The organism is Pediococcus sp. M21F004 (assembly GCF_051122535.1).
Lineage (GTDB): Bacteria > Bacillota > Bacilli > Lactobacillales > Lactobacillaceae > Pediococcus > Pediococcus inopinatus.
Genome location: NZ_CP177314.1, coordinates 1,097,998 through 1,111,343 on the forward strand (window position 1 = coordinate 1,097,998; position 13,346 = coordinate 1,111,343).

Below are 13,346 nucleotides of genomic sequence, written 5' to 3' on the forward strand. Positions count from 1 at the left end.
TAGTGTTAAGCAGTTGGTGTTGGAGTCTGTGTAGGTTTCTCAGTATCCTCTGATTCGCCTTTTAATTTACCGACAATGAATTCCAAAGCCTTATCTGCATGTCTTGTTAGATCGATATACTGTTTACCAGTCGTTGTAATCATTTTGACATTGGCTTTATCGGTCTCTAGTTTTAATGAATCACGCATCGCATCCATTTGGGGTGCCAAAACAACAACATCCATGTCAGGTAACAAGTCACCATGAGCACCGTACGCTGCAGCAGCTGCTTCAACAGGTAACTCTTTTTCTTTGGCCATTTTATTTAAAGCATTGGCCAAAATACCACTAGTACCACCACCGGCACAGATAACCATAATATTTAGATTCTTTTTATCTTTTGTCATGCTAACTGGAATTTCACCACTGTCAACTTCAATAGGTGCTTCAACAGTTGTTGCAGAAATGCCTTTTGCAGCATTTTCTGCATCAGTTGCTGCTTCTTCAGCAACTTTTTGTGAATCATAGGCTTTAAAGAATGGATAGTAACAAACGACATCCATTGCTAACAAGGCCACAATTAAGATTAAAGCTTGAATTGAGAAACCAACACCCATGTATAATCCAATTGGACCTGGTGTTGTCCAAGGTAAGTTATAAACAAATCCATTCATACCAAAGAAATCAACAAAGAATTTGAACAACCAAACGTTAAAAATTGGTGTCAAAATGAATGGTAAGAAAAATACTGGGTTCAAAATCAAAGGAGCACCGAACAAAATCGGTTCATTAACACCGAAGGAAACTGGAATTGCCGAGGCTCGTCCAACAGCCTTTAGTTCTTTCGATTTCGCAAATAATGCAAACATATAAGTAATTACTAAAGTAGCACCAGTACCTCCAAGGGTAGCAACGAAATACTGGGTTCCTTGTGCAAGGATATTTGTTGCGTGTCCACCAGCCTGAAATAATTTTAAGTTAGCTTCAACGTTAGTTAAATAGATAGCTGTAACAGCTGGTTCAACAATTGATGGTCCTTGAATTCCGATAAACCAGAAGAAGGCCATTGCTCCATATACAATTGCTAATCCAAAGTATCCATCAGCAGCTGTAAATAATGGAGAGAGAACTTGAATAATCCAAGCCGCTAAGTTTGCACTTGTTAATGCTCTGAATACAATATCAAATATCCAGAAGAAGAAGCTGGCAAATGCGAATGGAATAATATTTGTAAATGCAGATGAAATATTTTGTGGGACCGCATCAGGTAACTTAATTGTAATATGATGTTTAAAACAGAAAAAGTAAATGTTAGGTACAATAAATGCAACTAAGAAAGCACAAATTAAACCTTTAGTACCCATGAAAGCAGTGTTAAAGAAAAGCTCTCCTGCTTTGTTTGTAAATGGGTCAACAGCAACCAATAAGAAACTGATTTGAGCACCAAACATAACGGCAGCTTCTGGAATCTGATCAATTTTTGGTAACCGAACATTTAAATTACGTGTTAAGGCTCGTGCAACGTTTGCTGCGGCCATTAACGATAAAACACCCATTGAATAATTATAAAATCTATTTAAGTTATTACCTACATTTGTTGGCCAGTAAAAGCCCCAAATGTTTGGTACATTTGCTACTAGAATAAAAATACTTGAGAAAATAATAATTGGCATTAATGAGATAAACCCATCACGAACCGCCTGAAGATAGATATTTGCAGACAGTTTTCTAAAAAATGGTTGAGCTTTCTCAATTTGTTTAACAATCCAATTCATGAGATAACCTCCTACATTAATTTATTTCGATTTTTCGATTCCTAATTTCTTTTCGATAACATCAATTCGTTCATATTCATCAATAAAGTATTGAACTTCGTCTTTCAACATCATCGTGGTCATCAATGTATCCTGTCCATGAACCATAATGAATGTCACGTCCATATCATCACCACCAGCTTCTTTACTTAAAAGCTGTGTTTGCTCGTTATGAGCGTCAACGATGGATTGATTGGATTCTTTAAGTAATGCGCGTGCTTTTTCAAAGTTACCATCGCGTGCTTCATTGAGCGCTTTAATCAGCGCCGTTTTTGCATCTCCTGCATATGCGACGATTGCAAAACCAACCATTGATACTTCTTCTCTTGTTGCCATAATACTTTCCTCCATAACTGTTTATTCTTGAGCCTGTTCATTAATTAGTCTCTGTATATGAATAATAAAATATAGTTTTTCGTTATCACTAAGTGTTGCAGATAATTGTTTTTGCAGATTGTCATAAATTTCTTCTGCAATCTGTGTTGAATTTGGATAAGATTTTTCTAGACTTTTTTCTAAAGATTTTGTAAATGCCGAACCATGTACTTCAGATTGGTTGAGTCGATCCACCAAATATTGAAGATGAACCATTAATCGATCATAATAATTGCCATTTTCTTTAGTACGTAGAATATGATTTTGGTTCAAAATGTCTTGAACAATGTCGTTTACACTCATAGTCAGTGATTCATCAAGTTTATCGGCTCCCGGTGTGCCTTTTGCATTGATGAAATGTAAAGCAATACTCTTTGCTTCACTATGTGGTAACTGAATGTGCAAATTATTGGATATAATTTCTACTGCTTTTTCACCAATAGCATATTCAGTCGGATATTCTGTGTGCATATCAGGCACAAGACTTTCAGTATAGTTGTCTGCTTGAAGTCGTTTATAAACACCGTAAATATGATCACTTAGCGTTATATATACATAATCAAGTACTGGAAAATCAAATGCTTTCTGTGCAACGTCGACTATCTCATATGTGGTAGTCACAATATCGATGGGAATATCTTTAAGCAGAAAATATAAATTTTCTCTAGATTCCGCGGTCTCCAGATAAAAGATCTTTTCTACTTTTTCAACATCAACACCTTGTCCTTTTTTCTTTTGAAAAACAATTCCTTTTCCCTTTACGATTGCCTGTCGATTATCATTTAGCTTAACCAAAGCTACATTGTTATTAAAAATCTGAACGATAGTCAACATTTTTATCACATCCTCTTTTTTGAAAAAAAATGACCACAAGCAATGAGTTGCATTGCTTGTGGTCACGCCTAATCTAATTAGTAACGATCCACAAAAACTTTATCCGTGATTACTATATCATATGATTTCTTAAATGTAAACGCTTTATTAAATAAAATTTCCTATTTTCAATGCAAAGCTTATACTACCACGCTTGAATGCTTATGAATAATCTGCATAGCCTCTCGAGCAATCGGCTGCGCAATCAATAGTTCCACAGCTAAAGCAATCGCAAAATTACGTGGCCATTTTACGAAGAATTGCTGAATTGGTGCCCAGCTAATTTGTTGACTTCCGATCCATGTTCCTAAAACAGTCATAAAAATTGAGATTAATAATACCGAACACATCCCATTAATCACCATATGAGCCGCAAAACTATCTTCTTGAGCTACAATTTTCCCCGTCAACCACCCAGCTGGCTGCTGTGTGAAAATCACAATTACCAAAACAGTTATCCACATAAATGGAATAATTGTCAAAACCTGACGCCAGGTCTGCCAACTAAATCCAATTTCAAACCCTGTGATCACAGGGGCAATAATATTCACCGAGATTGCAGAAATTAAAAACATAAATAAAACCGTTTCTTTCTTGTTCTGTGGTAACTTCATTCTAAATAACATCTAAAATCCTTCTAATTTTTTAAAACTTACCAGATTAGCCCTTAAAAGCACAAAAAATCAGCGCATGTTTTTTATAAAAAAAACATACGCTGATCAATTATACGCAGTATGAGCTCTATCTATTTCATTGTATCAAATACAGATTGAAAATTTCTAGTGTTTTTTGAAAAGAATTGAAAATCAATTCACTTTCCATATACTACCTTAAAAACTTACGGGCGATCATAACCATTTCCTCATTTGACTCTACCATTTGGTCTTTATCCCATCTAACAATCATTTGGGTTAATCCGCCGGCAACAAACGCAATCCACATTTTTGAAGTTCGATCACGGATTGTTAAAACACCTTTATCAATCAGGTCAGTAATATAGAATTGTAGTTTATCCAAAATAATCGGGGTCAAATCTGCTTGAATTAACACATTTACGGTCCCTTGATGACGTCGCATCACAGTAAAAAACGCATCCAAAAATGCCGTTAAATCATGATTGTTCATCACTTGCAGGTAACTAAAGAACTCTTGAAACACCTCGTCAAATTGATATTCTAGAATTTGTTGTTTTGATTTAAAGCTCCGATAATAAGACATCCTCGAAACTGAGGCTTGTTTACAAATATCGCTTACTGTCACTTCATCAACAGAGCGTGTTCGCATTAATTCGAACAACGCCATCACGATTTTTTGCTTGGTGTTCACACGCTTTGCCATGATTTCCCTCTTTACTATTTCTCTCTTTAAATACACCTAACGCGAGTGCTGCAGGTCGCTGGCGTTACTTATTAAAATCTCACTCACTACATAGTAGCAGCCGACCGCATTTCAAAACACCCTTCTTAGTATCATACCATTTTCCCTTAAAATTAAGTAATTTGCAGTTTTTAGCTTCATCTAGTTTTAAATACTAGATCATTGGTATATAATATCTAGTTGAAAGAGAGGATGACCAATGAAATCAACTTTAACAACTAAACAAACTCTATCAATCCGGCACGCCCAATTGTTAAACGAAATCTGGAGTGCAATTACTCATGGTTTTGGATTCATTTTGAGTATCGTCGGCACAATTTTATTACTTATTAAAGCAATGGGGCTTGGGAAACCACTCGATTTAGTTGCCTATGCGATTTATGGAGCCAGTTTGTTGGTTCTATTCTTCTCCTCCACCATGTTTCATAGTTTATATTTCACGAAAGCTAGTCATGTCTTCCAGATTCTCGATCATGACAGTATTAATTTTTTAATTGCCGGAACCTACACACCTTATTGTTTGTTGGCCATTCGTGGGCGGCTTGGTATCGGCCTTTGTATCGTTATTTGGCTTCTCGCAATTGGTGGTATTATTTTTCAATTTTTTGCCGTTGGTAAATTCAAAAAAGTTGAAACGCTAATCTACGTTTTGATGGGTTGGCTGTGTATGGTAGGTGCTAAACCGCTCTATGAAAGCCTTGGATTAATCGGTCTTTCCCTACTGGTTGCTGGTGGAGTTGCCTTTTCGCTAGGCGGATTAATTTATAACATACCTCATGTCAAATACGTCCATGTTTGGTGGCACGTCTTGGTCTTAGTAGGCGCCACACTCATGTATTTCTCCATTTTGTTGTATATTTAAGATAATCATCCACAACGGAGGACTCACATGAAACGACCAAATAATAAATTTTTACTGATTCAATATCTTCTTGGATATGTTGTAATGGCTTATTTTCTGTATAAATTTGGCTTTCCATTACCTTTAATTTTTGGACTAGTTGCCGTCAGTCTCAGTTTAGCCGGTGGCTCGATGTATTTATCGAAACATTATAGTCGTCGTAATCTTTTATTGATGTTGCTGGTCATTTTGATTGGAACTGGCTTATTATTTTTGATGTTTAGAAACTTTTATTAAGTTACATGTAGGCCTTATGTAAGCGTTTTCTAAAACTAATAGACCATGCTACACTATGCTTGTAATGTCAGACTACCCAATAAGAGTTTTAAGTTTCGTAAATTTGAATGAAGGCGATTATAATGATTACGCGTATCTTAATTGGTACTGTGAGTATTTTAATTGGTTTGTTTCAGTTTTACAACGTATATACCAGTTGGAAAACATTACGAGTAAAGATGACAGCTGGTACATCTGTTTTTATGCCGTTTGCCCTTTGGTACAGCATATTTTTCGGCCTACTCCTGATTGGTCTGGGTGTTGCTGCATTACTTTAAAAAATAGAGAGTTCACCAAATTTTGGTGACTCTCTATTTTTTAATTTAACGGCCTCACTAGATACACCTCAGGACAAAATCCCTTTAAACTATTCACTAAATGCTGGGCCCGACTTTCTTTGTGACAAATTCCAAATACCGTTGGCCCAGTACCACTCATCTGAGCCGCATCAGCACCATATCGTAACATCCGATCTTTTAGTTGGAGAATTTGCGGATGCAACTGCCCTGTGATGGGTTCTAAAACATTGCCCACATTAGCACAGATTTCCGCAAAATCATTTTGTTTAATTCCTGCTAAAATCCCATCGATTTCCAAATGGTTTAAACTTTTGTGATCAATTTGGCGCAAAATTTTAGGTGTCGAAACACTTAATTTTGGTTTAGCAATCACAAAATACATCGCTGGTAATTGGCGTAACAGTTGCACTTTTTCGCCCTTCCCGTACACATAGGCGGTTTGACTGTATACACAATATGGAACATCCGAATCAATTCGCAGGCCTAGCTTGGCTAGCTGCTCACGCGAAATACCCAAATTCCATAAATTATTCAATCCACGCAACACGGCGGCTGCATCTGAAGAACCACCACCCATACCAGCCGCGACCGGAATATTTTTCTTAATCCGAATCTTAGCGCCTGCCTGCACATGAAACTCCTGTTGAAGCAGTTTAGCGGCTTGATAGGCAAGGTTACGACTGTCATTAGGTAAAAAGCCTGTATCCGTATGCACGCTAATGGCGCGTTTACCAGGCTTGGTCTCTATCTTCACATAATCAGCCAGATCGACCGACGTCATGACCATATTCCATTCTTGAAGTCCATCCGAGTGATTATAAGGTGTATCCAAAAACAAGTTGAGTTTGGCTGGGGCCTTTTCCGTTGTCTCCATTTAATCACCTAGTTTGTTAATCCAGTATTTTATCACAATTATACTTAAAAACTGGGCAAAGTACCAGCGTGGGTCTAGTTTAACTAAAAAAAGCCAACTAAAAAATCTGTTGGCTTTCATTTCATGCATGCATCAAATAGTTTAAAGTGACCGTTCCAGCTGCTTTAGCTGCAATTAACAGGCACTTTTCATTCATCATAAAATCTGGACTATGATGGGGGTGATTGGCATGATCATCTGTCATGCAGCCCACGTAAAAGAAACAACTGGGGACTTTTTGCGCAAAGTAAGCAAAATCTTCAGAAGGATCTTGCGGCCCACAATCCGAAACTTCAGTAACTTCAGGTAGATTTGCAGCTTTCAAGCTAGTCACCACTTGATCTGTTAGCTTAGGATCATTCACAAGGACTGGATAGTTGTCATCATAATCTAGTTCAGCCGTGACACCAAACATCGACTCAACCCCATGAATAATTTGCTCAATTTGTTTTCTGACCAGTTTTCTCGTTGATTCTTTCATCACGCGGACATCCCCTTTAAGAGTGACAGACTCCTTAATAGCGTTATATGAACCTACCCCATCGAATGACCCAATTGTGACACTAGCTGTATCAAACGGATTAATTCTACGAGCCACAATCGTTTGTAGAGCGGTCACAAAGTAACTTCCGGCTACAATCGCATCGTTAGACAAATGAGGCATTGAGGCATGACCGCCTTTACCAGTAAATTTAACCGTGAAATTAGAACGGCCCGTTTGCGTTTCACCAAAGTGATAACCAATCATGCCGGTCTCCATTGAAGACATCACGTGAATTCCAACCACATTATCCACGTTTTTTAAAACGTCATCTGCAATCATGGATTGTGCGCCACCTGGAGAAACCTCCTCAGCTGGTTGGTGAATGATCCGGATTGATCCTTTTAAGCGATCTTTTAAGGCAATTAAATGTTTCGCTAACACCATAAGATAAGCCGTATGCCCATCATGGCCACACGCGTGCATCACTCCGGGTACTTGTGATTTAAAGGACAAATCATTATCTTCTTGAATAGCTAATGCGTCAAAATCTGCGCGCAATCCAAGTTTTGGACCTGAATGACCGCTATCAATATCCACCACAAAACCATACCCATCACCATAATCCGTTATCTGACAGTCTAAATCTCGATAAAACTTTTTTATGTAGGCAGCCGTTTGTTTCTCTTTAAATGAAATTTCTGGATGGGCATGCAAATAGCGCCGAATCTCAATCATTTCATCTTCAGAGTCTTCTAAATGGTGCATTAATTCATTTTGTAAATCCATAGTTTTTTAAATTCTCCCTATTTTTGGCAAAATAAAAAGACCTTCAAGGCCCAATTATTTTTTATTCTTCTCCAAATGCAATTTCGATGTTTTTGGTGAGGATATCTGTGTAACTATAAGATACGCGCTCAAAAGAATTTTCTTCTTGGTCCAAATCAACAACGAAAACTGCTGGATATGTTTTGTGGAGAATACCATGACGTTTCGTAATTTTCTTACGACCTGCTTGTGCAACGACCATCATTTCTTCTCCGACCTTGTTATCTAAATCAGACTTAATTGTGGCTAGTGTATTTGGCATTGGCATCACCTTCCCATGTGAAACATTGTAGCATAGTTTCACAAAAATTGCAAATTATACCACAATGCTTAATGAGCCGCAATAAGTAGTTTCGAAATCACCGCCAAATTTTATCAAAAACTTCTAATTTCAGTTTATTCTATTTGACCGTTTTCATCTGCGTTACACTGTTGCTGCACGTCTATGAGACATATAGTCCTCTTGTGTCTTGCAAAACGCTTTTATTTACCTTATGGCCTCTTTATAATATCTATTGTATAAAGGATTTAAATCCTCGTGACGAAAGGAGCACTTAAAATGAAAGTTATTACGCTTGAAGAACATATTGAATCAAAATTATTAACCGATGAAATTAACAAGGCCATTGGTGAGCCCACTTTGCCAAATCTAAGTAAAGATATGTTGACTTACATGCACACATCGCTACCTACTCCGACTGATATGCAGGATGTAGATAACCGCCTAAAATTTATGAATAAATATGGCGTTGACATGCAAGTTCTCTCTTATGGTAACTCACAACCTCAAAATTTGGACCCCGAAGTGTCTGTTCGGCTCTGCAAACTCGCAAATGATGAACTCGCCAAAGTGGTGGACGCCCATCCAGACCGGTTTGCTGCATTAGCCGTATTGCCAGTCGGTGATCCCGAGGCCGCTGCCAGTGAACTAAAAAGAACCGTTAAAGAATTAAATTTCAGAGGCGTCCTTTTAAAAGGTAACTTTGATAATAAGTTCTTTGATGACCCATTTTTCTTCCCAATTTTCAAAATGGCAAGTGACTTGGATGTCCCAGTTTACTTTCACCCATCTTTTATTCCACAAAATATTACCGACCACTACTTTGGTAACGGTGAATGGTCCGATGTTGTGACTGGAATTGCCTCTAGTGCCGGTTTTGGTTGGCATATGGATGTCGGCATTCAAGTTATGCGCATGATTTGGTCTGGCATCTTTGATAAATTACCTAACCTAAAACTCATTTCCGGACATTGGGGCGAAATGATCCCCATGTTCTTGGAACGTTTAGATGATGAACTCACCAACTATTCTGGTTTAAAGAAACCATTTTCTGAATACTATCGAAACAATGTTTGGCTCACACCAAGTGGCATGTTAAGTGAACCCCAATTGAAATTCATTTTAGATGAAATGGGGCCTGAACACATCATGTATTCACTGGATTATCCATACAAGCAGCCTAAAAATAGTAAAACTTTCCTAACAGAGATTTCCGCTTTAACAGACAAGCAACGTGAATTATTTGCCCATGGTAACGCAGAAAAATTACTCAAGCTTTAATTTTAAAGGAGGAAACTTAAAATGTCTTTAAATCCCACTCAAATGAAAAATACGCGCAAGGAACTCAAGGAAAACTTTGAGATTTCTGGTTTAACCAAAGAACAGGTTGCTAGCGACCTTAACATCAGTTTAGAAAAACTGGATCACTTATTCACCCTTACCCAACAATCACTTTCTGATCCTTGGATATTGAGAAACTATTTAACTGAAAAAGTTGAAGAACAGGGTAAAACCCCAGTTTCGTACACTGCTTTACTAGGTGATTGGCATCAATACTGGTTCTTAGATACTAGAGCCATTGATGCGCAGCAGATGACGCCCGGTGATAATTAAACTCACTGTAAATTAAAACACGATTATCGAATGATTGTTTATTCGGTAATCGTGTTTTTTTTCTGTTCAACTTAATGAACTGATTGCTGCTTTGGTAACAAGTTGTCGTAATTGCGAAATTTCTTTTTTTTTCGCTTGATTTTCGCCTTGGGTTTTAACCTTTCGTTCAAGTACTTGTTGCTCTTTTTTAGACATTGTTGGATCGGATTTAACTGCCTTTTCTACATTTTGAGTAATTGCTGTTTTAATCTCAGATTTCCCGTTTTTTTAGCAGTTGCTGTTTTTGACGGCCATTCAGCCTGACTTCGACTTAAAATATGCCAATTATTGGGAACTGTGACCTTATTTTTACGACTACTAAAACGCCTTTGCGAGGTAACCGATGAAAATTTCTCTAGTGTTTGTGGATCTTTTTCTAGTTGCTTAACAACATCTGCAACTTTCTAAAAATCGAGCTGCTTTTATTGATCCAAATTTAAAGTATTCTCCATATTAAATTCCTCCTCGTATTTTTTAAAGCCAACCATTTAAAATGGTCTGCCTGTAGGCACACTTTCCCTACCAAAATTACCACCACCTATTTCTATTTATCCAACGCAGGAGATACTTGATGCGTTATTATTAACACTACTGCAAAAGTTAAATATACAAGACCTCCAATTAATGCGAACCTCTGAATACCCCAAAAGTTAATTAGTATAGGAATTCCAAGTAGTCCAATAGGCTGGGTTATATTCATCACAGCAAAATAGCTATTAAAAACAGTGCCTAATTTTCCTTCTTCTACCTTATTTTGAAGTATGGTTTTAGAAGAAATGTTAAAAAATGGTAATGATAAGCCTAATATTACGAGCCCAATTAATGACACTAGTAAGTTGGTTGTATCTCCAAAAATTAATAGCGATATTGGGACAAGTACCAATGCAGTTTCAATAAGGTTATGCATTGGAACTCTTGTAATAATAATTTTATAGAACAGCGATCCTAATAAAAATCCAAGTGAGAAAAACGATTCCATAAAGCCTACTAATCTTGGGTTATTAAAAACACGACTAGATATCTGTGTTAAGTACACATCATTAGGTGCTAAAATAATGTTAAACAAAACTGCCGCGAGAAAAACAGGAACCACTACTTTGTAAGTGTTTAAGAACTCACGAACTACCTCAAAACCATTCAAAAAACTTAAAAAATTCCCTTTTTCGGTTTTTGCAGTCTCCGCAATCGGTTTAATACGAAGTTGAATTAATAAAATTGTAATAACTAGATAAGACATAAAGTCAAAAATAAATAAAAAATAGGTAGACAAAAAACTAATGAAAAATGTCACTATAATTCCAGAAAATAGATTTGCTCCGGTCATGGCCGTACTAATGGCCGCATTTATATCATTGTACTCATTGCGATCAAATATTTGTACGGTTATCTTAGTAACAACAGGCATATAAAATCCAGAAAATAGATTATAAACAATGGCCAAAAGAACTAGTAGGAAAAACGATTTTACTTTGAAGTACGTTAACAATACAATTCCTAACACTGCAATTGCTGAAAGAAAACTTGTACTTATCAACAATTTTTTTTGATTTCTGCACGAATCAATAAAGTAACCAATTGGAGTTGCCAATAATATATTGGGCACAAACAAAAAGAAAGAATATACTCCCACATATATTGGGTTTTTAAACCATGTGGTGACTAATATAATAAGGGCAATTCTAGAGAACCCCGAACCAAAATTGTTTACAAATTGACTCACAAGTATAACTTTTTTATTACTCAATCGCCATCACCCCAGTTCCACAGTTGCGCCAATTTATTCTTATAAGAAAACGCGTAATCACTTTCACTTTGAAACTTTTCACCGATTCTCTTGAGCTTCTGCAATAAGTGATTTTTTGGCACACTCACCTCAAACTCTACTGACTCCCATTTTCATGACGTCTAACGTTTTTTTTACCGATGATAATATTTTTTGAAATCTTTTGTAAGCTTCAATTGAACTACTGCTATTACAATAATCGAATGTTTCACTTAATAATTGTAATTTGAGCTTATAAACAATTAAGCTATTATCACCATATTTAACCGTATAACTTTGAATTTAATTTTGAAAAGATTTTACATACTCAAAAAAGCTATTCTTATTCATATAATTTTCTGCCTTCCTTTTAACCACCAACAATCCAAAAATGAGTTTTAAATTAAAGCTGCTGCCGATTCGTCATCTCGTTTTATAATATGATTTTAACATGATTGTAATTATTCGTGAAAAAAGGTAAACTATATTCACAATATAATTGGAGATGATTAAGTGACTTTTGGTGATACGCTCAAACTAATTAGAATATCCAAGAGCTTGAGTCAAAAAGAGCTGAACAATAACCTAATGTCTAGAACCTCAATATCAAAAATTGAAAATAATCGTCAAATACCAACTTACCCCAAAGCAATTATTCTAATATCAGAATTAGGTGTAACACCTAATGAGTTTGAATATATAAGAAATGGCTTCAAACAAAGTTCAAAACAAGAGATTATTGACGACTTCATTCATTTATCTAATTCAACACAACATAAAGCTCTCGAACAGTTATTTATTCGATGCAATAATCTATTAAGCAAAGGACAGAACGACGATATATATAGAATTTCATTAATTATAAAAGCTTTACTTTGTACCGATACCAAAAGTCTTAAAGAGTTGCGAATAATTGTAACTCCTGTCTGGAAATATTTAGAAACTCACGATTCTTGGGATAAACTGGATCTTTATCTTGTTAACAATATTTTATTTTTATTTTCATCAGAGACTTCCTACACCATGGCTAATACAGCTATCAAAAATATAGACCAAAATTATCCTCAGTTAAGGAAATTAAAAAATGGTTTTTTACTAAATGAAGCATTTCTCTTAATGCAACAAAATTGTTGGAATTCAGCTTTACAACTTTTGGAACTGAGTATGTCATTGTCTCAACAAATTCAACGTTTCGACCTTTTTATACTAGGAAGAATTAGAATAGCTATATGCAATGGCGACTTTATAACTGCCGAAAAAGAAAGAAAAGTTCTATCGTTGATGGGAGCAACAAACATGTACAAATCGATTGAATATGAAATTAATGAATTTAGAAAACAAATTCAAAAAAAAACACACTAAAATGTGTATCACAGTTAACGCATTTTTGATTAAATTCTCTTACTAAAACTGAGAATAACTTAACAAGACGGAAACTAGTAAATAAGCAACACTAACACCGGATACCGAGTCTCATGATCTCACCTTACTTATTTCTTGGCTCTTAACGACTTGTTTCGTCCACTTTCTTAGGA

At 36.1% G+C, this 13,346-nt stretch carries 15 protein-coding genes; 6 read left to right on the forward strand and 9 right to left on the reverse strand.

What is annotated here, in order from left to right; all coding sequences use genetic code 11:
- Positions 1 to 5: 5 nt before the first annotated feature.
- From ACLHK8_RS05780 to ACLHK8_RS05800, 5 genes are all read right to left on the reverse strand, one after another.
- On the reverse strand, positions 6 to 1,754 hold the full coding sequence (locus ACLHK8_RS05780; protein WP_063696575.1) for a PTS lactose transporter subunit IIBC: 1,749 nt from the start codon (positions 1,752 to 1,754) through the stop codon (positions 6 to 8).
- 21 nt (positions 1,755 to 1,775) lie between these two features.
- Complete coding sequence (locus ACLHK8_RS05785; protein ID WP_057774227.1) at positions 1,776 to 2,129, reverse strand: PTS lactose/cellobiose transporter subunit IIA; 354 nt, start codon at positions 2,127 to 2,129, stop codon at positions 1,776 to 1,778.
- Positions 2,130 to 2,150: 21 nt separating this feature from the next.
- Entirely contained in the window at positions 2,151 to 3,002 is an 852-nt protein-coding gene (locus ACLHK8_RS05790) for a PRD domain-containing protein (protein ID WP_063696573.1), read from the reverse strand.
- A gap of 179 nt (positions 3,003 to 3,181) precedes the next feature.
- On the reverse strand, positions 3,182 to 3,667 hold the full coding sequence (locus tag ACLHK8_RS05795) for a hypothetical protein (protein WP_057774230.1): 486 nt from the start codon (positions 3,665 to 3,667) through the stop codon (positions 3,182 to 3,184).
- A 199-nt stretch (positions 3,668 to 3,866) separates the two neighbouring features.
- Complete coding sequence (locus ACLHK8_RS05800; protein WP_057774234.1) at positions 3,867 to 4,379, reverse strand: TetR/AcrR family transcriptional regulator; 513 nt, start codon at positions 4,377 to 4,379, stop codon at positions 3,867 to 3,869.
- A 238-nt stretch (positions 4,380 to 4,617) separates the two neighbouring features.
- Between ACLHK8_RS05800 and trhA the strand changes: the two genes are divergently transcribed.
- The 3 genes from trhA to ACLHK8_RS05815 all read left to right on the forward strand — a co-directional run bounded on the left by trhA (position 4,618) and on the right by ACLHK8_RS05815 (position 5,873).
- Positions 4,618 to 5,280 (forward strand): PAQR family membrane homeostasis protein TrhA, encoded by a 663-nt coding sequence (gene trhA / locus ACLHK8_RS05805; RefSeq protein WP_057774237.1) that lies wholly within the window; start codon positions 4,618 to 4,620, stop codon positions 5,278 to 5,280.
- Positions 5,281 to 5,307: 27 nt separating this feature from the next.
- Positions 5,308 to 5,556: a hypothetical protein gene (locus ACLHK8_RS05810; protein WP_057774240.1), complete on the forward strand. Its 249-nt coding sequence runs from the start codon at positions 5,308 to 5,310 to the stop codon at positions 5,554 to 5,556.
- Positions 5,557 to 5,678: 122 nt separating this feature from the next.
- Positions 5,679 to 5,873 carry a hypothetical protein gene (locus tag ACLHK8_RS05815; protein ID WP_057774243.1) on the forward strand — a complete coding sequence of 65 codons (195 nt, stop codon included), beginning with the start codon at positions 5,679 to 5,681 and terminating at the stop codon, positions 5,871 to 5,873.
- Positions 5,874 to 5,913: 40 nt separating this feature from the next.
- Here the strand turns inward: ACLHK8_RS05815 and ispE are convergent, their stop codons facing one another.
- From ispE to ACLHK8_RS05830, 3 genes are all read right to left on the reverse strand, one after another.
- On the reverse strand, positions 5,914 to 6,768 hold the full coding sequence (gene ispE / locus ACLHK8_RS05820; protein ID WP_057774246.1) for a 4-(cytidine 5'-diphospho)-2-C-methyl-D-erythritol kinase: 855 nt from the start codon (positions 6,766 to 6,768) through the stop codon (positions 5,914 to 5,916).
- Between the two features lie 121 nt (positions 6,769 to 6,889).
- Positions 6,890 to 8,077, reverse strand: coding sequence for an amidohydrolase (locus ACLHK8_RS05825; RefSeq protein WP_057774249.1), 1,188 nt, complete (start codon positions 8,075 to 8,077; stop codon positions 6,890 to 6,892).
- Between the two features lie 61 nt (positions 8,078 to 8,138).
- Entirely contained in the window at positions 8,139 to 8,378 is a 240-nt protein-coding gene (locus ACLHK8_RS05830) for a Veg family protein (RefSeq protein ID WP_057773994.1), read from the reverse strand.
- A 297-nt stretch (positions 8,379 to 8,675) separates the two neighbouring features.
- Between ACLHK8_RS05830 and ACLHK8_RS05835 the strand changes: the two genes are divergently transcribed.
- Positions 8,676 to 9,677 carry an amidohydrolase family protein gene (locus tag ACLHK8_RS05835; RefSeq protein ID WP_063696570.1) on the forward strand — a complete coding sequence of 334 codons (1,002 nt, stop codon included), beginning with the start codon at positions 8,676 to 8,678 and terminating at the stop codon, positions 9,675 to 9,677.
- 21 nt (positions 9,678 to 9,698) lie between these two features.
- Entirely contained in the window at positions 9,699 to 10,010 is a 312-nt protein-coding gene (locus tag ACLHK8_RS05840; protein WP_057773997.1) for a DUF2316 family protein, read from the forward strand.
- Between the two features lie 583 nt (positions 10,011 to 10,593).
- Here the strand turns inward: ACLHK8_RS05840 and ACLHK8_RS05845 are convergent.
- Positions 10,594 to 11,793, reverse strand: coding sequence for an MFS transporter (locus ACLHK8_RS05845; RefSeq protein WP_057773999.1), 1,200 nt, complete (start codon positions 11,791 to 11,793; stop codon positions 10,594 to 10,596).
- 531 nt (positions 11,794 to 12,324) lie between these two features.
- Between ACLHK8_RS05845 and ACLHK8_RS05850 the strand changes: the two genes are divergently transcribed.
- Complete coding sequence (locus ACLHK8_RS05850) at positions 12,325 to 13,173, forward strand: helix-turn-helix domain-containing protein (RefSeq protein WP_057774001.1); 849 nt, start codon at positions 12,325 to 12,327, stop codon at positions 13,171 to 13,173.
- The last annotated feature ends 173 nt before the right edge of the window (positions 13,174 to 13,346 follow it).

Bases quoted from the DNA above. Each gene is read 5' to 3' on its own strand.
- ACLHK8_RS05780 (WP_063696575.1), bottom strand. From the start codon at position 1,754: ATGAATTGGATTGTTAAACAAATTGAGAAAGCTCAACCATTTTTTAGA.
- ACLHK8_RS05785 (WP_057774227.1), bottom strand. From the start codon at position 2,129: ATGGCAACAAGAGAAGAAGTATCAATGGTTGGTTTTGCAATCGTCGCA.
- ACLHK8_RS05790 (WP_063696573.1), bottom strand. From the start codon at position 3,002: ATGTTGACTATCGTTCAGATTTTTAATAACAATGTAGCTTTGGTTAAG.
- ACLHK8_RS05795 (WP_057774230.1), bottom strand. From the start codon at position 3,667: ATGTTATTTAGAATGAAGTTACCACAGAACAAGAAAGAAACGGTTTTA.
- ACLHK8_RS05800 (WP_057774234.1), bottom strand. From the start codon at position 4,379: ATGGCAAAGCGTGTGAACACCAAGCAAAAAATCGTGATGGCGTTGTTC.
- trhA (WP_057774237.1), top strand. From the start codon at position 4,618: ATGAAATCAACTTTAACAACTAAACAAACTCTATCAATCCGGCACGCC.
- ACLHK8_RS05810 (WP_057774240.1), top strand. From the start codon at position 5,308: ATGAAACGACCAAATAATAAATTTTTACTGATTCAATATCTTCTTGGA.
- ACLHK8_RS05815 (WP_057774243.1), top strand. From the start codon at position 5,679: ATGATTACGCGTATCTTAATTGGTACTGTGAGTATTTTAATTGGTTTG.
- ispE (WP_057774246.1), bottom strand. From the start codon at position 6,768: ATGGAGACAACGGAAAAGGCCCCAGCCAAACTCAACTTGTTTTTGGAT.
- ACLHK8_RS05825 (WP_057774249.1), bottom strand. From the start codon at position 8,077: ATGGATTTACAAAATGAATTAATGCACCATTTAGAAGACTCTGAAGAT.
- ACLHK8_RS05830 (WP_057773994.1), bottom strand. From the start codon at position 8,378: ATGCCAAATACACTAGCCACAATTAAGTCTGATTTAGATAACAAGGTC.
- ACLHK8_RS05835 (WP_063696570.1), top strand. From the start codon at position 8,676: ATGAAAGTTATTACGCTTGAAGAACATATTGAATCAAAATTATTAACC.
- ACLHK8_RS05840 (WP_057773997.1), top strand. From the start codon at position 9,699: ATGTCTTTAAATCCCACTCAAATGAAAAATACGCGCAAGGAACTCAAG.